The sequence below is a fragment of the Stenotrophomonas sp. CFBP 13725 genome (genome assembly GCF_014841935.1).
In the GTDB taxonomy this organism is placed as follows: domain Bacteria; phylum Pseudomonadota; class Gammaproteobacteria; order Xanthomonadales; family Xanthomonadaceae; genus Stenotrophomonas.
The window spans coordinates 174162-196995 of sequence record NZ_JACYUV010000001.1 but is presented as its reverse complement, the minus strand read 5'-3'; the positions used below and the strand labels follow the sequence as shown (position 1 = coordinate 196995).

The 22834-nt window shown below is 66.9% G+C and carries 20 protein-coding genes; 16 read left to right on the top strand and 4 right to left on the bottom strand.

Annotation, left to right across the window (positions count from 1 at the left end; genetic code table 11):
* Positions 1–20 precede the first annotated feature (20 nt).
* Positions 21–2132, top strand: coding sequence for a PAS domain S-box protein (locus IFT65_RS00815; protein WP_192079362.1), 2112 nt, complete (start codon positions 21–23; stop codon positions 2130–2132).
* The gene (locus tag IFT65_RS00810; RefSeq protein WP_249404969.1) at positions 2132–3907 is read left to right on the top strand and encodes an EAL domain-containing protein; all 1776 of its coding nucleotides are present in this window, start codon (positions 2132–2134) and stop codon (positions 3905–3907) included. The genes IFT65_RS00815 and IFT65_RS00810 overlap by 1 nt, the downstream gene beginning before the upstream one ends.
* An 879-nt stretch (positions 3908–4786) precedes the next feature.
* Here the strand turns inward: IFT65_RS00810 and IFT65_RS00805 are convergent.
* From IFT65_RS00805 to flgA, 4 genes are all read right to left on the bottom strand, one after another.
* A complete protein-coding gene (locus IFT65_RS00805) occupies positions 4787–6007 on the bottom strand; it encodes an ATP-binding protein (RefSeq protein WP_192079360.1) in 1221 nt (406 codons plus the stop codon).
* Between the two features lie 100 nt (positions 6008–6107).
* The gene (locus IFT65_RS00800) at positions 6108–6446 is read right to left on the bottom strand and encodes a flagellar protein FlgN (protein WP_188324088.1); all 339 of its coding nucleotides are present in this window, start codon (positions 6444–6446) and stop codon (positions 6108–6110) included.
* A complete protein-coding gene (gene flgM / locus IFT65_RS00795; protein ID WP_188324089.1) occupies positions 6443–6745 on the bottom strand; it encodes a flagellar biosynthesis anti-sigma factor FlgM in 303 nt (100 codons plus the stop codon). Before flgM ends, IFT65_RS00800 begins: the two co-directional genes overlap by 4 nt.
* A 75-nt stretch (positions 6746–6820) precedes the next feature.
* A complete protein-coding gene (gene flgA / locus IFT65_RS00790; protein ID WP_188324090.1) occupies positions 6821–7477 on the bottom strand; it encodes a flagellar basal body P-ring formation chaperone FlgA in 657 nt (218 codons plus the stop codon).
* Between the two features lie 102 nt (positions 7478–7579).
* Here flgA and IFT65_RS00785 point away from each other — a divergent pair, with 102 nt between their 5' ends.
* The 14 genes from IFT65_RS00785 to IFT65_RS18895 all read left to right on the top strand — a co-directional run bounded on the left by IFT65_RS00785 (position 7580) and on the right by IFT65_RS18895 (position 22734).
* Positions 7580–8518, top strand: a complete 939-nt coding sequence (locus tag IFT65_RS00785) for a chemotaxis protein (RefSeq protein WP_192079358.1) — start codon at positions 7580–7582, stop codon at positions 8516–8518.
* 255 nt (positions 8519–8773) lie between these two features.
* On the top strand, positions 8774–9169 hold the full coding sequence (gene flgB, locus IFT65_RS00780; RefSeq protein WP_188324092.1) for a flagellar basal body rod protein FlgB: 396 nt from the start codon (positions 8774–8776) through the stop codon (positions 9167–9169).
* A gap of 3 nt (positions 9170–9172) precedes the next feature.
* The gene (gene flgC, locus IFT65_RS00775) at positions 9173–9580 is read left to right on the top strand and encodes a flagellar basal body rod protein FlgC (protein WP_188324093.1); all 408 of its coding nucleotides are present in this window, start codon (positions 9173–9175) and stop codon (positions 9578–9580) included.
* Between the two features lie 23 nt (positions 9581–9603).
* Positions 9604–10287, top strand: a complete 684-nt coding sequence (locus tag IFT65_RS00770) for a flagellar hook capping FlgD N-terminal domain-containing protein (protein WP_192079357.1) — start codon at positions 9604–9606, stop codon at positions 10285–10287.
* Between the two features lie 31 nt (positions 10288–10318).
* Positions 10319–11542 (top strand): flagellar hook protein FlgE, encoded by a 1224-nt coding sequence (flgE, locus tag IFT65_RS00765; protein ID WP_192079355.1) that lies wholly within the window; start codon positions 10319–10321, stop codon positions 11540–11542.
* A gap of 35 nt (positions 11543–11577) precedes the next feature.
* Complete coding sequence (locus IFT65_RS00760; RefSeq protein ID WP_192079354.1) at positions 11578–12327, top strand: flagellar basal body rod protein FlgF; 750 nt, start codon at positions 11578–11580, stop codon at positions 12325–12327.
* Between the two features lie 135 nt (positions 12328–12462).
* A complete protein-coding gene (flgG, locus tag IFT65_RS00755; RefSeq protein WP_188324097.1) occupies positions 12463–13248 on the top strand; it encodes a flagellar basal-body rod protein FlgG in 786 nt (261 codons plus the stop codon).
* Positions 13249–13258: 10 nt separating this feature from the next.
* Positions 13259–13954, top strand: a complete 696-nt coding sequence (gene flgH / locus IFT65_RS00750) for a flagellar basal body L-ring protein FlgH (RefSeq protein WP_192080066.1) — start codon at positions 13259–13261, stop codon at positions 13952–13954.
* An 11-nt stretch (positions 13955–13965) separates the two neighbouring features.
* Positions 13966–15084, top strand: coding sequence for a flagellar basal body P-ring protein FlgI (locus IFT65_RS00745; protein ID WP_192079353.1), 1119 nt, complete (start codon positions 13966–13968; stop codon positions 15082–15084).
* A gap of 1 nt (position 15085) precedes the next feature.
* On the top strand, positions 15086–16279 hold the full coding sequence (gene flgJ / locus IFT65_RS00740) for a flagellar assembly peptidoglycan hydrolase FlgJ (RefSeq protein ID WP_192079351.1): 1194 nt from the start codon (positions 15086–15088) through the stop codon (positions 16277–16279).
* 8 nt (positions 16280–16287) lie between these two features.
* The gene (gene flgK / locus IFT65_RS00735; RefSeq protein ID WP_192079349.1) at positions 16288–18168 is read left to right on the top strand and encodes a flagellar hook-associated protein FlgK; all 1881 of its coding nucleotides are present in this window, start codon (positions 16288–16290) and stop codon (positions 18166–18168) included.
* Positions 18165–19373, top strand: a complete 1209-nt coding sequence (gene flgL / locus IFT65_RS00730) for a flagellar hook-associated protein FlgL (protein ID WP_192079348.1) — start codon at positions 18165–18167, stop codon at positions 19371–19373. Before flgK ends, flgL begins: the two co-directional genes overlap by 4 nt.
* A gap of 64 nt (positions 19374–19437) precedes the next feature.
* Positions 19438–20931, top strand: a complete 1494-nt coding sequence (locus IFT65_RS18800; RefSeq protein ID WP_192079345.1) for a flagellin — start codon at positions 19438–19440, stop codon at positions 20929–20931.
* A 294-nt stretch (positions 20932–21225) separates the two neighbouring features.
* Positions 21226–22734: a flagellin gene (locus tag IFT65_RS18895; RefSeq protein WP_192079343.1), complete on the top strand. Its 1509-nt coding sequence runs from the start codon at positions 21226–21228 to the stop codon at positions 22732–22734.
* Positions 22735–22834: the final 100 nt, after the last annotated feature.

The following is a 22834-nucleotide window of genomic DNA, read 5'->3' as shown; positions in this document are numbered from 1 at the left end:
CGCCCAGGTCCCGAGCTGCCATGCCCCTGCAACCCAACGGCGACACCCCCATGGCCACCCCGTCCAGCGGCTTGGGCGATGCCCTGCGACGTGAACGTCGACGCGTGGTGCTGGTCTACCTGCTGCTGGCGATCGCCTGGGTGGCCAGCAGCGACGCGGCGGTCTACGCCATCGTCGCCGACCCGCGCCAGGCCGCATGGCTGCAGACCGCGAAAGGCCTGTTCTTCATCTTCGCCAGCGCCACCCTGCTCTACCTGCTGCTGCGCCCGTTCGGCGCGAACCTGCTGCAGGTCACCACCCGGCTGGCCGCATCGGACAAGCGACACCGCCAGGCCTTCGTCGGCAACCCCGGCCCGGTGCTCATCTATGACCTGCAGACGGCTCGGATCCTGGACGCCAATCCGTCCGCCTGCACGCTGTTCGGCTGGGAACGCGAGCAGCTGCTGGGCCAGCCAATCGGCTGCCTGTGGCCGCCCGGCGCCGAAGCGCAGCTTGATGCAAAGCTGGAGCAGTTGCGCGAGCACCCCGAGCAGACCTGCGTGCTGCGATCGGCGCTGCAGTTGCGGGACGGCACGGTGCGGCAGATGGAGCTGCGCAGCAATGCCATCGATGTAGACGAGCGCCCTGCCCGCCTGCTGATCGTCATCGACCGTACCGCTGAAGATGAAGCCCTGGCGCGACGGGATCAGGCGCTGGCGCGGGTCGAAGAAGCACACGAGCTGGCGCGCATCGGCGCGTGGCAGCTCGATCCGGCCACCGGGCTGGCCAGCTTTTCGCGGCAGGTCTACCTGCTGCTGGGGCGGCGCCCGCCACAGGCCCGCACGTGGCACCGCTTCGATGAACTGCTGGTGCCGGCCGACGCCGCTACTGCGGCGATGACCGAACAGCTGTTGGCGGGAATGAGCTCGGGCGAGCCGGTGCACGTCGATGTGCTGCTGCCGCTGCTCGGCATGGATGGCCGGCCATTGATGACCCACCTGCGTGCCGAGAGTGGCCTGGACGATGCGGGCCGCCCCCGGGTGCTTGGCACGCTGCAGGATGTGACCGAACGCGAGCAGTCCCGGCGCCTGCTGCGCGAGCGCGAAGAACAGTTCCGCGAGCTGGTGCGGGTGCTGCCCGATGGCGTGGTGATCCTGTCCGATGAGCATGTGCTGTACGCCAATGCGTTTGCGGTGCGGCTGTTCGGCTATGACGGCCATACGCTGCTGGGCGAACCGCTGCAGGCACTGGTGGCCGAATCGGGACTGTCTTCGGTGCGCGCGCTGCTGCGGGACCGGGTGCCCGAGGACACCGCCGGCCATGCCATCGTCAGCAGCATGCAGCGCGTGGACGGGTCTGGTTTCCAGGCCGGGCTGTCCGTTGGCGAAGTGCGCTACGGCGGGCGCGACTGTCGCTTGCTGATCGTGCGCGACCTGAGCGACACCGAGCGCACGCGCATCGCCCTGGAAAACAGCAACCGCGAGCTGCACGCGATGGCCGGGCGCCTGTTCTCGCTGCAGGAGGACGAGCGCCGGGCCATATCGCGCGACCTGCACGATGACATCGGCCAGGCCATCACCGCGATCAAGCTGTCGGCCTGGGCTGCACTGGACGAAGAAGATGGCGCACGGCGCCGGGAAGACCTGCAGCAGATCGTCGGACTGGCCGACAGCACGGTGGGCAAGCTGCGCGACCTGTCCATGCTGCTACGCCCGCCGCAGCTGGATGCGCTGGGGCTGGAGGCCGCGCTGCGCTGGCAGGCGGGGGTGTTGTTCCGCGCGTCGCAGACCGAACTGCTGGCGCACATCGATACCCTGCCCGAGCGGCCGGACAACGCCATCGAGCAGGCCTGCTTCCGCATTGCCCAGGAAAGCCTGACCAATGCGCTGCGCCATGCGCGCGCCAGCCAGGTGCTGCTGCACCTGCGTGACATCGGCCAGGGCCGCCTGCACCTGCAGGTCCGCGACGATGGCGAAGGATTTGATCCCCACGGCCCGCGCGGGCTCGGGCTGATCGTCATGCGCGAACGGGCGCAGAGCGTCGGCGGCCAGTTGCGCATTCAATCCGCGCCCGGCGAAGGTACCCTGATCGAACTGCATCTTCCCTATCGCGTCGACACCCGCTCGACGCACGCCTTGGAACACCTTCCGTAATGTGGAACAACTCCCTGCCCCAGGTCAGCATCGACGACGCACCGGATCGCCTGGGTGCTGGTAATCCGGAGCTGCAGGCGATGGTCACCGAGGCGGCCGGCGGCGGCGTGCCGCTTATGTTGATGCACGTGGACATCGACCACTTCGCGTCGGTCAACGAGAACATGAGCGCAGAGGTCGGCGACCAGGCTTTGGTGCTGGTGGCCCAGCGCCTGAAGCTGTGGCTGCGTGGCCGTGGAAAGCTGTGGCGGCATGGCAGCGACGAGTTCCTGGTGGCGGTGCCGCGCACTCCTGACGTGCCGCTGGCCGAAGACCTGGCCGAGGAGCTGCGCCAGCAGCTCGAGCTTCCGCTGTCGGTGCTGCCGTATACCTTGTTCATGACCGGCAAGGTCGGCGTGAGCCTGTGTCCGGAGCACGCAAGCAACGCATCGCGTCTGCTCGACCACGCCGAGGATGCGCTGTACCAGGCCGCCCGCGAAGGCGGTAATGCCGTGCGCATCCATGCCCTCGATACGCCGCCGAGCGCGCACAGCGAGAGCATCATCGCGCGGCAGATCATCGACGCCATTCCCAATGGCGAGTTGAAGTTGCGGTACCAGCCGCTGGTCAGCTCGCGCGATGGCCATGTGGTGGGCATGGAGGCGCTGCTGCGCTGGCAGTCGCCGACATTGGGCATGCTGGTGCCCGAGCGGTTCATGCGCACGGCCGAGCGGCTGGGTATCATCGTGCAGATCGGCACCTGGGTGCTGGAGGGCGCCCTGAAGCAGGCCAAGCTGTGGCGCGACCAGGGCTTCGATGATTTCACCATCGCCGTCAATGTCTCCACCCTGCAGCTGTTGCGTCCCAATTTCTTCACCGAGGTGATGGGACTGATGCAGGCCGCCGGCGTTCCCGCGCCGATGCTGACGCTGGAGATCAACGAAAGCGCGCTGACCAACAACGTGAATTTCGTCCACGAAACGCTGGTCAACCTGCGCAACGAAGGCATCAGCCTGAGCCTGGACAATTTCGGCACCGGTGATTCAAGCCTGAGTGCGCTGGTGCGCTATCCGGTGGACAAGCTGAAGATCGACCGCAGCTTCATCAAGAGTGCGCCGGCCGGCAACCGCGAGGCCGCCATCGCCCGCGCCATCATCGCCATGGGCCACCAACTGGGCATGACGGTGATCGCCAATGGCGTCGAGTCGCAGGCACAGTTGGGTTTCCTGCGCCGCAACGACTGCGACGTGTTCCAGGGGTATCTGTTCGGTGAGCCGATGTCAGCCGACGCGGCCGGCATGACCCTGCGCCGTCGCTACCTGCGTCCGGAAGCCTTCGCCGAGACCCGCCCGGACCGCACGCTGCTGCTGCTGGACGATGAAGAGAACGTACTGCGCTCCCTGGTGCGATTGTTCCGCCGCGACGGCTATCGGATCCTGGCAGCCGGCAACGTCCGTGATGCATTCGACCTGCTGGCGATCAACGACGTGCAGGTGATCCTGTCCGACCAGCGCATGAGTGACATGAGCGGGACCGAGTTCCTGGGTCGGGTGAAGATGCTCTACCCGGACACGATCCGCCTGGTGCTGTCCGGCTACACCGATCTCAACACGGTGACCGACGCCATCAACCGCGGCGCGATCTACCGTTTCCTGACCAAGCCCTGGAATGACGACGAACTGCGCAAGCACATCCACCAGGCATTCCGCACCTACGAGGAGCAGCGGCGCGGCAACGGCGGCGGTGCACCGGCGGCGGATGTGCTGGACACGGCGGAAGATCGCCTGCTGCGGTAGGTGGTCGAACGGGTTGGACCCCCTCGCGGTGGGCTGCTTCGAGAAGCAGATTACGTGCTTGGGGCCGGGCGGTGGGGCTGGGCGGGGGACGGCAAGAGCCGCATCCATGCGTGCCTCGTTTCGTGCCATCCATGGCACTCAACGCCCCCGCCCAGCCCCACCGCCCGGCCCCCTGACAGGTTCCGTGGCTGCCCGCCGCGTATGAAAAGAAAGAAGAGCGGTAGCGCCGACCCATGGTCGGCGAGCGCAGCGGGCCGCTGGCGGGGACATTCCGCCGACCATGGGTCGGCGCTACCGATGACGGCAAGCCGTCTGGTGGAGGGAGCCCCTGAGTCAGGGGCGGCCGGGAGGCGGCGGGGTGTGGGTGCTGGTGAGACGGGGCCCGCGGTTTGCGAAGCAAAGCGTGGGAGCGGCAGCGCGAATGCGATGACGTGGACCCGCCATCCATGGCACTCAACGCCCCCGCCCAGCCCCACCGCCCGGCCCCCTGACAGGTTCCGTGGCCGCCCGCCGCGTAAAAAAAAAGAGAAAGGCGGTAGCGCCGACCCATGGTCGGCGGAAACCATCAGACCCCATTTCCCCACCCTCCGCCGACCATGGGTCGGCGCTACCGGTCGGCATGCCAACGGTTCCATGGCCCCCATGGACCTGTCGAAGGCGGGGCGGGGTGGGTTGGCGGGGGCGTTGAGTGCCATGGATGGCACGAAACGAGGCCCGCATGGATGCGGCCCTTGCCGTCCCCCGCCAATCCACCCCGCCCCGCCAGCCCACAGCCCTGCAGCTTTTGCAGTTGCAGTTGCAGTTGCAGTTGCAGTTGCAGTTGCTGTTGCAGTTGCTGTCGCCTCTGCAGGTGCCGGGCGCAGCCCGGCATACACCCCGCTATCGCGGTTGCTTGATCGGCAGTACCACGCGGAACGTCGACCCCACGCCGGGCGTGCTGTCCAGGTCGATGCGGCCGTTGTGCTTGTTGATGATGCTGTAGGAAATCGACAAGCCCAGGCCCGTGCCACTGCCCACCGGTTTGGTGGTGAAGAACGGATCGAAGATCCGCTGGCGCAGCTCGGGCGAAATGCCGCCACCGCTGTCTTCGAACTCCACCCACGCATGCTCGCCGTCCACGCCGGTGCGCACGGTAATGACGCCGCGGTCGGCGATCGCGTGACCGGCGTTGAGCAGCAGGTTCATGTACACCTGGTTGAGCTCGGAGGGCAGGCACTCCACCAGCGGCAACTGGCCGAACTCGCGGTGCAGCTCCACCTTGTACTTCAGCTCGTTCCAGATGATGTTGATCGTCGATTCAAGACCGGAATGCAGATCCACCAGTTTCCACGACTCATCGCGGCCGGAATACGAAAAATCCTTCAGGTCGCGGACGATGCGGGTAACCCGCTCGATGCCCTCGCGCGACTCGGCCATCAGCTGCGGCAGGTCGCGGCTGATGAAATCAATGTCCAGGCGGTGACGGATGTCGTCGATCTCCGGGATCAGCGTCTTCGGATCCGGTGCGCGCAACGCGCGCTCGTATGCCTCGATCACCGTGAACAGGCTGCGCAGGTATTCCTGCAGGCTGCCCAGGTTGGAGTGGACATAGCCGATCGGATTGTTGATCTCGTGCGCCACGCCGGCCGCCAGCTGCCCGATCGAGGCCATCTTCTCCGACTGCAGCAGTTTTTCCTGCGCACCGTTCAATCGCAGGTAGGCCTGGCGCAGTTCCGCATGCCGTTGCTGCAGTTCGCGCTCGTAGTCTTCCTGCCCTTCAATGCGACGGAACAGGCCGAGGTAATAGCCGATGGCCTGATCGCGGTGGTGATACAGCTGGGCCGTAACCACGCCCTCGCCCATCACCAGGCTGCCGCTCCACTGGCCTTCCTTGCGGGCCACGGCCATGGCATCGGGGGGCAGCAGGGCGCGCAGGCGCTGCGGCGCACCGCCCTCGCCGGTTTCGCTGCCGGCCAGCAGTGCATCGACGGCTGGATTGGCAAGCACCACCGCATCGTCGTCGGTGAACAGCAGCAGTCCCTCGCGTACCGGCGCAAGCAGGGCCTGCAGCAGCTGTGGCGAAGGGAAAGGGACGGGGGCGTTCGAGGCGGCTGCAGGCACAGGGGCATCCGGCGTTACGGAAAACGGCCCCCACTATACGACGAGCGCGCACCTGCCGGCCGCGCTGCGCGCAGCGCCAGCACGCACGGGACGCATCAGATCACGCGACGGCCAACGGCCTGCGCGCGGTCAACTGCTGTGACTGGCCCTTGCTGTCATACGCCGGTGCATCTTCGCTGCGGCCCAGCTGGCGCAGGGCCCAGTTGACCTCGCGACGGCGCCGCGACAGCAGCACGCCGTTGGCGCGATTGCGCTCAGCCAGGACTTCCAGCTGCGCGGATTCGCCCATCGGCGGCGCACGGTCCAGCGTCCGCAACGCATCCAGCTTGGCGCTGGTGGCACGGATCAGGGCCTGCACGTCATGTGCGACCAAGGCCAGACGCTCTGCATCCAGCGCGTCACTGAGGCGTTGCATCGGCTCGCTCATCAGCGTGCTCATCCCTGCAGCTGCTGGTCCAGATCAAGCATGCGCGAGGCGATCGCTTCCGGGTTGATCCGGTAGCTGCCGTTCTGCAATGACTCGCGCACGGCCTGCACCCGCTCGGCGTCAATGGCCGGGGCACTGCTCAGGCTGCGCTCGAGCGCCTGCAGGTTGGTCGCTTCACCGGTCAGCTTGAGGCTGTCCGCTGCTTCAATCGGGCGCGCAGGCGTATCGGCGCTGACGCCGGCGCGACTGGTCGGGCCCACCGCACGCAGCGTCTGCGCTGCCTGCATCGTGCCGTCGATTTTTTGGCTCATGGGAGCTCCTCGGGTTGCCGTTCAATATCGATAACGGCCGCCCGACCGTGATCTTTAGGGGATTTCTGCACTTTCTCAGCGCGTCACTAAAACGTCGCCGTTGGCGGCCACGGTCCCTTGTACCACCTTGCGGGAGGCCAGGTTCTCCACCGACAGCCGCTCGTTCTCACCGGCATCACCGAGTGCCTTGCCGACCACCCGTACCTCGACCGAGCCCCGGCGTGACACCAGCGCCACGTTGTCGCCACGCCGGACCAGCCGCTGCGCGACCAGGTCCGACGCGGACAGCAGGCTGCCGGCCGACAGCGTACGCCGCGCCACGCGCCCCACGGCCGCGGCAGGATCGGCCAGCACGGCACCGGCAATCCGCGCGGCGTCACGCTGCGCCGTCCCGATATCGGCCGCAGACAGGGTTTCTCCAGCCGCGATGCCGCGCGACAGCACCAGTACGGTCTGCTCCCGGCGCACCTTCACCGGCACGAACAGGCGCCAGCCGCCGGCATCCGGGCAGCTGACTTCCACGGTGGTGTTGGCGGTGGGCTGGGCAGTGAGCCCTTGGCCACAGGCAGGCAAACGCAGCGCATCGGCCACCACGGCCTCGCCTTGTGCCCCCTCGCCCAGCAGAGACAGCGCTGCAGTGCGGATGGTGTCCACCGGCTGCCACGAGGGCGCGGCCGCGACCGGCGCGCTGGCAAGGGCCAGCAGCCAGCACAGTGATTTAAAGGTAGGCATGCAACCCCCACGGCAAAGTTCGACAGGCCCGCTGCAAGTGCTGTGCCAGATCACGCACGCACGACGACTCAAGTAAGGACCGCCAGCGCCGATACCTCTCCCATGTCACATGACCTGCTCAACCGCATCGATCAACGTACCCGCCTGGCTGGCCACAACCGCCTGGCGCTGCTGCTGTTCCGGCTTGGCGGACGCCAGCTTTTTGGCGTCAATGTGTTCAAGGTGCAGGAAGTACTGCGCCGACCGGAGCTGTTCCAGGTGCCCGGCTTGCCCAGCGAGTTCTCCGGGGTGGCCGATGTGCGGGGCCGCTCGGTGCCCGTGCTGGACCTGGGCGTGGCCATCGGTCACCCCGAGCGCGACAATGCCGATGGCCCCGGCTATCTGGTGGTCACCGAGTTCAACCGCTCGATCCAGGGCTTCCTGGTCAGCGGGGTGGAGCGCATCGTCAACATCGCCGTGCAGGACATCCACCCGCCGCCGGAACTGGGCGCCGAATCCAGCTACCTGACGGCTGTCACCCGCTTCCAGGGCGAGCTCATCCAGGTCATCGACGTGGAAAGCGTGCTGGCCGACATCGCCGGCACCCGCAGCGAAGCGGTGCTGGACCCGGCCTTGGCCATGCCGGCCGACGGTCCGCAGATGCAGGTGCTGGTGGTGGATGACTCGCGCGTCGCCCGGCAGCAGATCCGCAGCGTGCTGGACCAGCTCGGCGTGGGCGCGACCCTGCTGTCCGATGGCAAGCAGGCACTGGACCACCTGCTGCAGATCCACGCGGCGGGTGAAGACCCCGCCCAGCGGTACGCGATGGTGATCTCCGACATCGAGATGCCCGCGATGGACGGCTACACCCTGACGACGGAAATCCGGCGCCACCCGGGACTGGCCGGCCTGTACGTGCTGCTGCACACCTCCCTGTCGGGCGTGTTCAACAACGCGATGGTCGAACGCGTGGGCGCAAACGCCTTCGTCGCCAAGTACTCACCGCACGAACTCGCCGATTTCGTCCTCGATCGCCTGCGCAAGGTCGCCCAGGCCGCCTGACACCCCTCTCCAGGCCGAAGAGCATCGCGCGGCGCCACCCTGCCCTGCCTGACCGCCCCACGCCTCCCACGCATAGCCGCAGCACGCCGCCGAAGCCCTCCATGACCGTGGAATCCCGGCATCCCCCGCCGAGCATGGCTCGGCGCTACCGGGCGTGTCCTGCTCAGGCCTGCCCGCCGCCCCGCCCTCGGCCCAACGCCGCCGCTTTGGCACGGGGCTTGCAGCTTTCCCGGCACTGTTCCGTGGGAGCGCGCCATGTCCAACCTGATTTCCGACTACCTGGGTGTCCACGCCCAGGCCATGCCGTTGCGCGAGCAGCGCATGAAGCTGATCGCCAGCAACCTCGGCAATGCTGACACCCCGGGTTACAAGGCCCAGGACATGGACTTCGATGCCGCCCTGCGCAGCGCCCAGGGGCAGGCCGGCAACGGCCTGATGAGCACCACCAACGAACAGCACCTGGCCATCGGCAACGGACTGAACCCGTTCCAGATCAGCCGCGAAGGGGTGCAGCCCAACCTCGACGGCAACACCGTCGACCCCGATGCCGAGCGCGCCGCCTACGGCCGCGCCGCGCTGGAATACCGCGCCTCGCTGAGTTTCGTCGAATCCAAGGTGCGCTCCATGCTCACCGCGATCACAGGGCAATAAGCCATGAGCAATCTCCCCATCTTCGACATCGCCGGGTCTGCCCTGCAGGCGCAGTCGGTGCGCATGAGCACCATCGCCTCCAACCTGGCCAACGCCGATTCGGTCGCCGGCTCGCCCGAGGCGGTGTACAAGCCGCTGGAGCCGATCTTCCAGGCAGTCACCAGCCGCACCGACCCGAATGTCACCTCGGTGCAGGTCAAGGAGATCCAGCAGAGCGACGCCGCCCCGATCAAACGCTACGAACCCGGCCATCCGCTGGCCGATGGCGACGGCTACATCTACCAGGCCGACGTGGATCCGGTGGCGCAGATGGTCAACCTGATCTCTACCTCACGCAATTACCAGGCCGGCGTGGAAATGCTCGGTACCGCCAAGGAACTGGCCCTCGCCACGCTGACCATGGGCCGCTGACGCGCGCCCCGGAGACGAACCCAATGAGCACCGCCATCACCACCCAGTCCAGCCAGGATGTCTACTCCGCGCTCGGCCTGAACTCGCCCAACAGCAGCGCCAGCAAGAAGAAAGACACGTTGGAGCAGGCCGATTTCCTGCGCCTGATGACCGAGCAGCTGCAGCATCAGGATCCGTTGAAGCCGATGGACAACACGCAGATGGTCGCGCAGATGGCACAGATGTCGACCGTGCAGGGCATCACCGACCTCAACACCACGGTCAAGGGTTTCCAGACCTCGATGGCCAGCGACCAGGTATTGCGCGGCGCCGCGCTGGTCGGTCACGACGTGCTGGTGCCTTCGGAGAAGATGGTGCTGGAAAGCGAGGGTACCGTCGGTGGCCTGGTGGCTGCACCGAGCGCCGGCATGATCAACGTGGACATCACCGATGCCAACGGCCTGAAGGTGGCCCAGATCACGGTGGAGGCCGCCGCAGCCGGTGAGACCAACTTCGTGTGGGACGGCAAGGACAGCAGCGGCAACCGCCTGCCGCCGGGCAACTACTCGCTGGTGGCCAACCACACCGACACCGCCGGGGCGAAAACCAAGCTCGGCACGTACGTGGAAGCGCCGGTGGAAAGCGTGACCGTCGGTTCCGACGGGCTGTACCTGAATCTCAAGGGATTGGGCGCCGCCCCGATCGATTACGTGCTCCGCATCAGCTGAGCCCCCAGACCGCTTCAACGAGGAGTCCACCATGGCTTTCAACGTCTCGCTGTCCGGCATCAACGCCGCCAACACCGACCTCAGTGTCACCGCCAACAACGTCGCCAACGTCAACACCACCGGCTTCAAGCAGTCGCGCGCTGAATTCGCCGACCTGTTCTCGGCCACCAGCTACGGCCTGTCGCGCAATGCGGTGGGTTCGGGCGCACGCGTGTCCAACGTCGCCCAGCAGTTCAGCCAGGGCAACAATTCGCAGACCGGTCGCAGCCTGGATCTGGCCGTGTCGGGCGAAGGCTTCTTCACCATGAGCGTCAACGGCCAGCGCGCCTATTCGCGCGCCGGCAACTTCCAGACTGACGCGCAGGGTTTCGTGGTCAACCCGGCCGGTGCGCGCCTGCAGGTGTTCACCCCCAATGCCGATGGCACGACCTTCGATTCCGGACGCTTGACCGACCTGCAGCTGCTGACCACCGACAGCCCGCCCAAGCAGACCGGTAACGTGCAGCTGGCCTTCACCCTGCCCGCCAACAGCACCCAGCCGACCGTGACGCCGTTCGATCCCACCGACTCGAACAGCTACAGCCAGTCCAGCGGCGGCGTGACCGTGTACGACTCGCTGGGTGTCAGCCATACGCAGACCTCCTACTTCGTCAAGGGCGCCACCGCCAACGAATGGCAGGTGTACAACTATGTGGACGGCCAGGCCGCCGGCGCACCGAGCACGCTGCAGTTCAGCGAAAGCGGCGCCCTGGTCGCCCCGGCGAACGGCCGCATCACGCTGGATGGCTTCACCCCCGCCACCGGTGCCGGCCAGCTCAACCTGACCCTGGACGTGGCCGGCTCCACCCAGTACGGCGAAAAGTTCGCTCTGCGCAACTTCCAGCAGGACGGCTACGCGGCCGGCAAGCTCAACGAGATCAGCGTGTCCGAGCAGGGCGTGGTGTTCGCGCGTTACTCGAACGGTGATGACAAGGCACTGGGCCAGGTCGCCCTGACCAACTTCAACAACGCACAGGGCCTGCAGTCCACCGGCGACAACATGTGGGTGGAGACCTTCGCCTCCGGTTCGCCGCGCACCTCGGCGCCGGACTCGTCGGACCTGGGCAAGATCCAGGCCGGCGCACTGGAATCGTCCACCGTGGACCTCACCGAGCAGCTGGTGAACATGATCGTGGCCCAGCGTAATTTCCAGGCCAACTCGCAGATGCTCAGCACCCAGGACCAGGTCACCCAGACCATCATCAACATCCGTTGATGATGGCCGACTGACCGCAGCACGGAGCTTCCACGATGGACAAGGCCCTCTACGTCGCGATGACCGGTGCGCGCGCTTCCCTGCAGGCGCAGGGCACGCTGTCACACAACATCGCCAATACCGATACGCCTGGCTTCAAGGAAGCACTGGCCAACACCGAAGCGTTCCCGATCCGCGGACCGGGCTTCGCCTCGCGGGTGGACGCCGTGCACGTGGATGCAGGGTTCAACCGCCGCATGGGCGCCCAGCACATCACCGGCAACCCGCTGGACCTGTCACTGCAGGCCGGCAGCTGGCTGACCGTGCAGGCACCCGGCGGCGGCGAGGCCTATACGCGTGGCGCCGCCCTGTCACTGACGCCGAATGGCCAGCTGGTCACCGCCGGCGGCCATGCGGTGCTGGATGAGAACGAAAACCCGATCGCCATCCCGCCCCACCAGGCGATGGAGATCGGCAATGACGGCACGATCTCGATCATTCCGCTGGGGGAAGGCCCGCAGACGATGGCAGTGGTCGGCCGGATCAAGGTCGTGGCCGCCGACGATGCGCGGCTGGAGCGTGGCCTGGACGGCCTGTTCCGCAATACCGATCCGCAGCAGCCGTTCGTGCAGACCCAGGGCAAGGCCCTGGAGAGCGGCCAGCTGGAAGGCAGCAACGTGGATGCCGCCGGCGCGCTGGTGCAGATGATCCAGCTGCAGCGCCAGTACGAAATGCAGGTCAAGGTGATCAAGCACGGCGACGAGAACGCACGCAGCGCCAACAGCCTGCTGCGCCTGAACGGCTGACCCGCCGACAGATGACGGAAATCCGGCGCGCCGCAATGGCACGCCGCTTGCAGTACCCCCTGTGAAGCACCTGCGCCTGTCGCAGGTCATCCGCCCCGACCACGTCGGCGCGGGCAACCAGCAGAGGAACTGACCATGAACCAGGCACTGTGGATCGCCAAGACCGGACTGGACGCGCAGCAGACGCGCATGTCGGTGGTGTCCAACAACCTCGCCAATACGAACACGACCGGCTTCAAGCAGGACCGTGCCAGTTTCGAGGATCTGTTGTACCAGCAGGTGCGTCAGCCCGGTGGCGCCTCGTCGGCGCAGACCCAGCTGCCGACCGGCCTGCAGCTGGGCACGGGTGTGCGCGTGGTCGCCACGGCGAAGAACTTCGAGCAGGGCAGCCAGCAGCAGACCGGTCGCGCGCTGGACGTGATGGTCAACGGACGCGGCTTCTTCGAAGTGTCGATGCCCGACGGCAGCTCCGCGTTCACCCGCGATGGTTCGTTCAAGGTCAACCAGGACGGTGAGCTGGTCACCAACAGCGGTTACCCCGTGCAGCCCGGCATCCAGATCCCGGAAGGCGCGCAGACGCTGACCATCGGCACCGACGGCACCGTCAGCGTGAAGATGGCCGACGACGCGGCCACCGTGGAGATCGGCGCGCTCACGCTGACCGACTTCATCAATCCGGCAGGCCTGCAGGCCCGCGGCGAAAACCTGTACCTGGAAACGACCGCGTCAGGCCCCGCGCAGAACGGCAACCCCGGTCTCAACGGCCTGGGCAACGTCGTCCAGGGTGCGCTGGAAGGCAGCAACGTCAACGTGGTCGAAGAGCTGGTGTCGATGATCGAAACCCAGCGCGCCTATGAAATGAACGCCAAGGCGATTTCGACCACCGACTCGATGCTCGGCTACCTCAACAACAACGTCTGACCGGACTGCCATCATGCTGCTTCCCGCCTCCCTCGCCCGCCTGTCCCTTGCTGCCGCCGCCATCGCGCTGCTGGGCGGCTGCGTGATCGCCGGCGACGTGCGTCCCTACCCGGCGATGCTGCCGGTGCAGCCGGTGATGCCGCCGCAGTCGCAGGCTACCGCCGGCGCGATCTACGCCGCCGGCCCGTCACTGCAGCTGTATTCGGACCGTCGTGCGCGCGACGTGGGCGACCTGTTGACCATCACCCTGCTGGAAAACACCCAGGCGCAGATGAGCGCCAACACCGCCACCAGCAAGGAGTCCGAGCTGGCCATCGGGACGCCGACGATCTTCGGCGCGCCGGTCACCCTGGGCGGCAAGGACATTCTGTCGGCCACCGCGAACGGTTCGCGTGACTTCACCGGCCGTGGCAACAGCGCGCAGAGCAACCGCCTGCAGGGCAACGTAACCGTCACGGTGATGCAGCGACTGCCGAACGGCAACCTGGTCGTGCAGGGGCAGAAGAACCTGCGTCTGAACCAGGGCGACGAACTGGTGCAGGTACAGGGCATCGTGCGCGCCGCCGACATCGGCCCGGACAACACCATTCCTTCCAGCCGCGTTGCCGATGCCCGCATCGTCTACGGCGGTCGTGGCGCGGTCGCCCAGTCCAATGCCATGGGCTGGCTGAGCCGCTTCTTCAACTCCGGCCTGGCGCCGTTCTGAGCATGCCTGCCATGACCCTTACCTCTTTCCCCGCTCGCCTGCTGGTCGCCGCGCTGGCCGTTGCCGCCGCCGCGCTGCCCGCGCACGCTGAGCGCATCAAAGACATCGCCCAGGTCGGCGGCGTGCGCGGCAATGCGCTGGTCGGCTACGGCCTGGTGGTCGGCCTGGACGGCAGCGGCGACCGCACCAGCCAAGCCCCGTTCACCGTGCAGAGCCTGAAGAACCTGCTGGGCGAGCTGGGCGTCAATGTTCCGTCGAACGTCAATCCGCAGTTGAAGAACGTGGCAGCCGTGGCCATCCACGCCGAGCTGCCGCCCTTCGCCAAACCCGGCCAGCCGATCGACATCACCGTGTCGTCGATCGGCAATGCGGTGTCGCTGCGCGGTGGCTCGCTGCTGATGGCCCCACTGAAGGGAGCCGACGGCCAGGTCTATGCGATCGCCCAGGGCAACCTGGTGGTCGGCGGCTTCGGCGCGCAGGGGCGCGATGGTTCCCGCGTTTCGGTCAACGTGCCGAGCGTCGGCCGCATTCCCAACGGCGCCACCGTCGAACGCGCGGTGCCGGATGTGTTCGGCGCCTCCGGCGAGATCACCCTCAACCTGCACCAGAACGACTTCACCACCGTGTCGCGCATGGTCGCGGCATTGAACAACGCCTTCGGTGACAACGTCGCCCGCGCCGTTGATGGCGGCACGGTCGCGGTGCAGTCGCCGACCGACCCCGGTGCCCGCATCGGCTTGTTGGCCCGCATCGAGAGTCTTGAACTCACGCCGGGCAGCGCGCCAGCCAAGGTCGTGGTGAACGCGCGTACCGGCACCGTGGTGATCGGCCAGCAGGTGCGCGTGGGCGCAGCAGCCATTTCGCACGGCTCGCTGACGGTGACCATCCAGGAAGGCAGCAACGTGAGCCAGCCCAATGCGCTGGCCGGCGGCCAGACCGTGGTGACCCCGCAGTCCACCATCACCGCCACCAACGAGGGCAGCCGCATGTTCAAGTTCAACGGCGGCACCTCGCTGGATGAAATCGTGCACGCGGTCAATGCCGTGGGCGCCGCACCGGGTGACCTGATCGCGATCCTGGAAGCCCTCAAGCAGGCCGGTGCGCTGAGCGCCGAGCTCGAGGTCATCTGACATGCGCATCCAGCCGGCCTTCGAACTCAATCCAGCACAGCGAACCGACCCGGCCCAGGTCGACAAGGTCGCGCGCCAGCTTGAAGGTCAGTTCGCGCAGATGATGGTCAAGAGCATGCGCGAGGCCAGCTTCGGCGATTCGCTGTTTCCCGGCGAAAACGCCATGTTCCGCGAGATGTACGACCAGAAGATCGCCGAAGCGATGACGCGCGGCAAGGGACTGGGTCTGTCTGCGGTGATCACGCGCCAGCTTTCCGGCACGGACGGCGTCGGCCCGGCGCTGGACCCGCAGATCAAGCCGGCCGACGCCACCCGCGCGTACCAGCTCAATGCGCCCGCCCCCAGCGCACCGCCCATGCCGCTCGATGATGCCGACCAGGCCGTGCGCATGCTGCAGCAGATGGCCGCCGGCACCTCGCCGCGGATGCTGCAGCCGATGGAGCAGACGCTGGACCTGATCGCCGGCCGTGACAGCAGCAGCCTGCATCAGGCCCTGGGCAGCAGTGATCCGTACGCATCGCAGGCGCTGGCGGCGACTGCACCGGTCGCGGCTGAAGACCAGTGGTCGGCCACCGCGACCAACCGCGGCACCGGACCGTCGGCCATCGACACGTTGGCCAGCAGTTCGGCCGTGGCGCGGCTGGGCTCGCACACACCGGAAGGCTTCGTCGCCGGCATCTGGCAGCACGCACAGACCGCGGCCAAGGAACTCGGCGTGGACGCGCGTGCGCTGGTTGCACAGGCGGCGCTGGAAACCGGCTGGGGCAAGCGCCAGATCACCCATGGCGATGGCCGCAGCGCGCACAACCTGTTCGGCATCAAGGCCACCGGCTGGAGCGGTGACCGCGCCACGGTAGGCACCCACGAATACGTCGACGGCGCGCGCCGCAACGAAACGGCCAGCTTCCGCAGCTACAGTTCGCCAGCGGAAAGCTTCGCCGACTACGTGCGCCTGCTGAAGACCAACCCGCGTTACCAGAAGGCCCTGCAGGCCGGTACCGACGTACGCGGCTTCGCGCGCGGGCTGCAGCAGGCCGGCTATGCGACCGACCCGTCGTATGCCAACAAGATCGCCAGCATTGCTGGTGGCCCGACCATCGAACGCGCGGTAGCCGCCATCGGCGATGCCGGCGCGCAGTTGGGTCGCACCTTCGCCAGCACTGCCCAGGCAGCGCTGGGCATCGCCCGTCGCTGAGGACCCCTATGACCAGCGTGCTCTCCACCGGTACCAGCGCCCTGCTCGCCTTCCAGCGTGCCCTGGCGACCACCAGCCACAACGTAGCCAACATCAATACGGTGGGCTACAGCCGGCAGCGCGTGGACTTCGCCACCGCCGATCCGCAACAGATGGGGTATGGCACCGTAGGCAGCGGCACGCGCATCGCCGACATCCGCCGCGTCGCCGATCAGCTGGCCATTTCGCGCCTGCTGGACGGCAGTGGTGAGTTGGCGCGGTTGAAGCAGCTGTCGACCATGGCGGACCGCGTGGACTCGCTGTTTTCCGAAGCCTCGACGAACGTCGCCGGGGTGTGGTCGAACTTCTTCGACTCGGTCAGTGGGCTGTCGTCCAATGCGTCGGCTACCGCCGACCGGCAGAACGTACTGGACAGCGCCAATACGCTGGCCAACCGCTTCCGCCAGCTCAATACCAGCCTGGACAGCCTGAACAGCGAGGTCAACAACGGCATCAGTGCCGCGGCGACCGAGATCAACCGACTGGCGGCCGAAGTCGCACAGATCAACGGGGCGATCGGCAGCAATGCCGCCAACGCCGCACCGGACCTGCTCGACCGTCGCGACCAGCTGATCGCCAGCCTGGTGGGGTACACCGGCGGCAACGCGGTGATCCAGGACGGCGGCTTCATGAACGTCTACACCGCCGGCGGCCAGGCGCTGGTGGTCGGTGCGACCGCCAGCAGAATCACCACTGTCACCGATGCCTACCAGCCCGAGCGCCTGCAGCTGGCGCTGGAAACCCAGGGCGCGAAGGTGGTGCTGGATTCCAAGGCGCTGGGCGGCCAGGTCGGTGGCCTGATGGAGTTCCGCGAGACCGTGCTGACGCCGGCGCAGGCCGAGCTCGGCAAGCTGGCGATCGGCCTGGCCAGCACCTTCAACGAGACCCATCGCAACGGCGTGGACCTGTACGGCCAGATGGGCTCGGACCTGTTCAACATCGGCTCGCCGCGGGTGACCAACAACACCAGCAACACCGGCAGCGCCACGATCCAGGCCAGCTTCGGTGACCTGTCCAAGCTGGACGCACAGAACATCGTGCTGCGCTTCGATGGCACCCAGTGGCAGGCCAACCGGGCCGACACCGGCGCCAGCCTGCCGTTGACCGGTAGCGGCAGCGCCGCCGATCCGCTGGTGATCAACGGCGTTGCGCTGGTGGTCGGTGGCACGCCTGCGGCCAATGACCGCTTCCTGCTGCAGCCCACCGCCAACGTGGCCGGCAGCATGAGCGTGGCGATCACCGATCCGTCGCGGCTCGCCGCTGCCGCGCCGATCAAGGGCACCGCCGCGACCGCCAATACCGGCAGCGGCAAGCTGACCGACGTCAAGGTCGCCGATGCGGCCAACGGCGCGCTGCGCGATCCGGCAGCCATCGTCTTCACCGCCAACAACCAGTACACCATCAACGGTGACGGCCCGTTCGCCTACACCGCCGGCCAGACCATCAGCGCCAACGGCTGGAGCTTCGTGCTGGATGGCGCGCCCAAGCCGGGCGACACCTTCAACATCACCCCGGTCGGGGCCGGCTCGTCGGACAACAGCAACGCGCTGGCACTGGCCAAGGTCGAGAACGCAAAGACCTTCAACAGCGGCACGGTCACCTTGAACGGTGCCCTTGGTGGCCTGACCACCCAGGTCGGCGCGGCCGCCCGCTCGGCGCAGTACTCGCTGGATGCGCAGCAGGTCATCACCGACCAGGCGCAGGCCGCGCGTGATTCGGTGTCCGGGGTGAACCTCGACGAAGAAGCAGCCGACATGCTCCGCCTGCAGCAGGCCTACCAGGCTGCCTCGCAGCTGATCTCCACCGCCGACACCATGTTCCAGACCATCCTCGGAGCCGTCTCGCGATGAATGACCGTATTTCCACCGGGATGATGTTCAGCCAGTCGGTTTCGCTGATGCTGGGCAAGCAGTCCAAGATCAACCACCTGGAGCAGCAGATCGCCACCGGCAGCAAGATCGTGTCGGCCAAGGACGATCCGGTCGCTGCCGGCACCGCCGTCGGTCTGGATCGCGTGGTGGCCGGGCTGGAACAGCTCGGCAAGAACGCGAACAACGCACAGAACCGCCTGGGCCTGCAGGAAAACGCGCTGGCCCAGGCCAACGAACTGATGACCCGCGCGGTGGAGCTGACCATCCAGGCGAATACGCCGGTGCCCGGCAACACCGATCTGAAGGCCATCGTCAGCGAGCTCAAGACCATCCAGGACAGCCTGCTGTCGCTGGCCAACAGCAAGGACGGCAGCGGACGCTACCTGTTCGGCGGCAGCAACGATTCGGATGCGCCCTTCCTCAAGGCCGGCGGCGTGGTCAGCTACAACGGTGACCAGACCCAGCGCCAGGTGGAAGTGGCACCGGGCCAACTGGTCAACGACGCCCTGCCCGGCAGCGAGATCTTCATGCGCATCCGCACCGGCGACGGCACCGTCGACGCGGGCGCCGCCACCGGCAACACCGGCAGTGGCCTGCTGACCTCGGTCAGTCGTGACGGCAGCGATGCCTGGACCGGTGGCGCGCTCAACGTGCGCTTCACCGCGGCAGGCGCCGGTGCCTATGAAGTGCTGGATGACGCCGGCGCGGTGGTGGCCACCGGCACCCACGCATCAGGCGAAGACATCGTGGTGGGCGGCGTGCGTCTGCGCATCGAGGGAGTGCCCGCTGCGGGCGACAGCTTCGGTGTGGTGGCCTCCAGTTCGCGCGACATCTTCGCCACGCTGGACACCCTGGTGGCCGCGCTGGAATCCGATCCACAGACCGCCGCCGACCGCACCGGCATGCAGAACCTGCTGCAGTCGAGCATGCGCGACATCACCCGCGCGTCGGAAACCATGATCGATGCACGTGCCAAGGGCGGTGCCCAGCTGGCCGCCATCGACGACGCCGCCAGTGCACGCGAAGCCACTGCTGTAACCGTCAAATCCACCCTTTCCACCCTGCGTGATCTGGACTACGCCGATGCCATCGGCCAGTACAAGCTCGAAAACGCGGCCCTGCAGGCCGCGCAGACGATCTTCAGCCAGATGCAGGCGATGTCCCTGTTCAACAGTATCCGCTGACCTTCAACCGGGCGCCCTGAGCGCGCCTCTATCACCTGACCCGAGCAACCCACGGAGACGCCCCATGGCACAGATCATCAATACCAACACGATGTCGCTGAACGCCCAGCGCAACCTTTCCACCAGCGGCAACTCGCTGGCCACCTCGATCCAGCGCCTGTCCTCGGGCCTGCGCATCAACAGTGCGAAGGATGACGCGGCGGGCCTGGCGATCTCCGAGCGCTTCACCACCCAGATCCGCGGCATCAACCAGGCCGCGCGCAATGCCAACGATGGCATTTCGCTGGCACAGACCGCAGAAGGCGCGCTGGGCGAGATCGGCAACAACCTGCAACGCATCCGTGAGCTGGCCGTGCAGGCCCGCAACGCCACCAACTCCGATTCGGACCGCCAGGCGCTGAACGCCGAAGTGCAGCTGCTGAAGGCTGAAATCCAGCGCGTCGCCGAGCAGACCAACTTCAACGGCACCAACCTGCTGGACGGCAGCTTCACCAACCAGGCGTTCCAGATCGGTGCCGACCAAGGGCAGACGATCAACATCTCGCAGATCGCCAATGCCAACATCAAGGCGCTCGGCAATTGGAACCAGGTGGATACCTCCGCCACGTTCACTGCCATCACGCCGATCGGCACCGGCGGCGGTGGCGCGGCCACCCCGGGCGTGGCCACGCTCAGCCTGGCGGCCGCCACCGATCCGGATGCCACGTTCACCTTCCAGGTGGACGGCACCCAGGTCACCGTCCCCGCTGGCACCGGCCGTGATGCGGAAGGTCTGGCGACAGCAGTCGCTGCGCAGATCAACACCATTCGCCCCGGCCTGGCCGTCGCCGATGGAAACGACGTCGCGCTGAGCAACACCACGGCTGCGCCGGTGGTGCTCAACAACTTCTCCAACGGCGTTGGCACGCAGACGGTGGGCGCCCAGGCCGCTGCCGGCACTGCCACGTTCTCCGCGGGCAGCTTCACCCTGACCGGCGCCAAGGGCGAGGCCACGATCAACTTCGCCGCTGCCGGCGGCAGTGGCCAGCGCGCAAGCGATCTGGTGAAGGCGGTCAACGACCAGAGCTACAACACCGGCGTCACCGCCTCGCTGGACAGCAATGGCATGCTGCTGCTCGCTTCGCAGAGTGGCGACTTCACCGTTGCCGGCGGTGCCACCCTGGGCGACCAGACGGGCCTGACCGCAGGCACCACCGCCGCAGGCGCGATCGGCAGCGCATGGGCCGCCGGTGGTCCGAAGTCAGGCTTTGCCGACCTGGACATCACCTCCACGCTGGGCGCTGACAATGCGCTCAACGCAATGGATGCCGCGCTGACCTCGATCAACTCTTCGCGTGCCGACCTGGGCGCCGTGCAGAATCGTTTCAGCTCGACGATCGCCAACCTGACCACCTCCTCGGAGAACATGTCGGCCGCACGCAGCCGCATCCGTGACACCGACTACGCGACCGAAACCGCTGAACTGACCCGCGCGCAGATCCTGCAGCAGGCCGGTACCGCGATGCTCGCGCAGGCCAACCAGGTGCCGCAGAACGTACTGAGCCTGCTGCAGTCGTAATACCGCCCTGCCCGGTAGCGCCGAGCCATGCTCGGCGGATTGCCGCAGCAAACGCAGCACCCAAAGGCCCCGCCAGACAACTGGCGGGGCCTTTTACGTGCTGGATGCACCCGCGAGGCATGCCGCGCCACGGCCATCACGAAAAAAATGTTGACGTTTGGCTAAAGGCTGGGCAGGGAGTGCCGTTATTGATTTCAGCAGCGGCAGCACACCCCCACGGGGGCGCCCATCCACTGCCCCCGTTACCGGCCAGGCTGATCTGCCGGACCCACTGCCAAAAAGGAAAACCGCACCATGGCACAAGTCATCAACACCAACACCATGTCGCTCAATGCACAGCGCAACCTGAGCACCAGCGGCAACAGCCTCGCCACCTCGATCCAGCGCCTGTCCTCGGGCCTGCGCATCAACAGTGCCAAGGACGACGCGGCAGGCCTGGCGATCTCCGAGCGTTTCACCACGCAGGTCCGCGGCATGAACCAGGCTGCCCGCAATGCCAACGACGGCATCTCGCTGGCGCAGACCGCTGAAGGCGCCCTGGGCGAAATCGGCAACAACCTGCAGCGTATCCGCGAACTGGCCGTCCAGTCGCGCAACGCCACCAACTCCGATTCCGACCGTCAGGCGCTGAACTCGGAAGTGCAGCTGCTGAAGGCTGAAATCCAGCGCGTCGCCGAGCAGACCAACTTCAACGGCACCAAGCTGCTCGACGGCAGCTTCCAGAGCCAGGCCTTCCAGATCGGCGCCGACCAGGGCCAGACGATCGACATCGCCCAGATCGCCAATGCGAACATCGCCTCGCTGGGCAACTGGAACAAGGTCGACACCGCTGCCAAGGTCACCGGCACAGCGCCGGCCGGCGCAGCAGGTGCAGGCGGCGCTGCTACCCCAGGTACCGGTGCACTCGATCTGTCCGGCGTTGCTGATGCCGCAGTGGCCTTCACCTTCGACGTGAATGGCACCGAAGTCGAAGTCGCCGCCGAAGTCGGTCGTGACGCAGCAGGTCTGGCAACCGCCGTGGCGGCTGCGATCAACGGTGAAGCGACCGGCCTGGCGACGGTCAATGGCAACAACATCGCCCTGTCCAACACCGGTGCCGCTGCCGTTGTCATCGACAACTTCAGCAACGCGGTTACCGACGTCACCGTTGCCGCACAGACCCCGGCCGGCGCTGCTGGCGCCAACACCTTCTCCGCTGGCAGCTTCACGCTGACCGGTTCGAAGGGCTCGGCGACCATCAACTTCACCGCTGCCGGCAGCTCCGCACAGCGCGCTGACGAGCTGGTCAAGTCGATCAACAGCCAGAGCTACAACACCGGCGTGTCCGCTTCGCTGGATGCCGGCAAGCTGGTGCTGACCGGCGCTGACGGCGACGTGACCGTGGCCACCGCCACCGGCACCGATGCCACCGCACTGACCGCACAGACCGGCCTGACCGCGGGTTCCTCGGCCGGCGCAGCGGGTGCCTGGGCTGCAGGCACGGCCGACACCGGCTTCGCCAACCTGGACATCTCCGACGTATCCGGTGCGGACAACGCCATCAAGGCAATGGACGCTGCGCTGAACTCGGTCAACTCCTCGCGTGCCGACCTCGGCGCCGTGCAGAACCGCTTCACCTCGGTGGTGGCCAACCTGAGCACCTCCTCGGAGAACATGTCCGCTGCCCGCAGCCGCATCCGCGATACCGACTACGCTTCGGAAACCGCTGAGCTGACCCGCAACCAGATCCTGCAGCAGGCCGGTACGGCCATGCTGGCCCAGGCCAACCAGTCCAGCCAGAACGTGCTGAGCCTGCTGCGCTGATCCCGGCGGCACGCAACACGGTGTAAAGAAGAAGGGGGCGAAAGCCCCCTTCTTCGTTTGTGTGATCCGCCAAGGGCGGTCGCTGGCACAGGGCTTGCAT

What these genes read in the sequence shown, in the direction of transcription:
- IFT65_RS00760 (WP_192079354.1), top strand. Translation starts at nt 11,578, where the DNA reads ATGGACAAGGCCCTCTACGTCGCGATGACCGGTGCGCGCGCTTCCCTG.
- IFT65_RS00810 (WP_249404969.1), top strand. Translation starts at nt 2,132, where the DNA reads ATGTGGAACAACTCCCTGCCCCAGGTCAGCATCGACGACGCACCGGAT.
- IFT65_RS00785 (WP_192079358.1), top strand. Translation starts at nt 7,580, where the DNA reads ATGTCACATGACCTGCTCAACCGCATCGATCAACGTACCCGCCTGGCT.
- IFT65_RS00800 (WP_188324088.1), bottom strand. Translation starts at nt 6,446, where the DNA reads ATGAGCACGCTGATGAGCGAGCCGATGCAACGCCTCAGTGACGCGCTG.
- flgL (WP_192079348.1), top strand. Translation starts at nt 18,165, where the DNA reads ATGAATGACCGTATTTCCACCGGGATGATGTTCAGCCAGTCGGTTTCG.
- flgG (WP_188324097.1), top strand. Translation starts at nt 12,463, where the DNA reads ATGAACCAGGCACTGTGGATCGCCAAGACCGGACTGGACGCGCAGCAG.
- IFT65_RS00815 (WP_192079362.1), top strand. Translation starts at nt 21, where the DNA reads ATGCCCCTGCAACCCAACGGCGACACCCCCATGGCCACCCCGTCCAGC.
- flgA (WP_188324090.1), bottom strand. Translation starts at nt 7,477, where the DNA reads ATGCCTACCTTTAAATCACTGTGCTGGCTGCTGGCCCTTGCCAGCGCG.
- flgK (WP_192079349.1), top strand. Translation starts at nt 16,288, where the DNA reads ATGACCAGCGTGCTCTCCACCGGTACCAGCGCCCTGCTCGCCTTCCAG.
- IFT65_RS00770 (WP_192079357.1), top strand. Translation starts at nt 9,604, where the DNA reads ATGAGCACCGCCATCACCACCCAGTCCAGCCAGGATGTCTACTCCGCG.
- IFT65_RS18895 (WP_192079343.1), top strand. Translation starts at nt 21,226, where the DNA reads ATGGCACAAGTCATCAACACCAACACCATGTCGCTCAATGCACAGCGC.
- flgC (WP_188324093.1), top strand. Translation starts at nt 9,173, where the DNA reads ATGAGCAATCTCCCCATCTTCGACATCGCCGGGTCTGCCCTGCAGGCG.
- flgB (WP_188324092.1), top strand. Translation starts at nt 8,774, where the DNA reads ATGTCCAACCTGATTTCCGACTACCTGGGTGTCCACGCCCAGGCCATG.
- flgJ (WP_192079351.1), top strand. Translation starts at nt 15,086, where the DNA reads ATGCGCATCCAGCCGGCCTTCGAACTCAATCCAGCACAGCGAACCGAC.
- IFT65_RS00745 (WP_192079353.1), top strand. Translation starts at nt 13,966, where the DNA reads ATGACCCTTACCTCTTTCCCCGCTCGCCTGCTGGTCGCCGCGCTGGCC.
- IFT65_RS18800 (WP_192079345.1), top strand. Translation starts at nt 19,438, where the DNA reads ATGGCACAGATCATCAATACCAACACGATGTCGCTGAACGCCCAGCGC.
- flgE (WP_192079355.1), top strand. Translation starts at nt 10,319, where the DNA reads ATGGCTTTCAACGTCTCGCTGTCCGGCATCAACGCCGCCAACACCGAC.
- flgM (WP_188324089.1), bottom strand. Translation starts at nt 6,745, where the DNA reads ATGAGCCAAAAAATCGACGGCACGATGCAGGCAGCGCAGACGCTGCGT.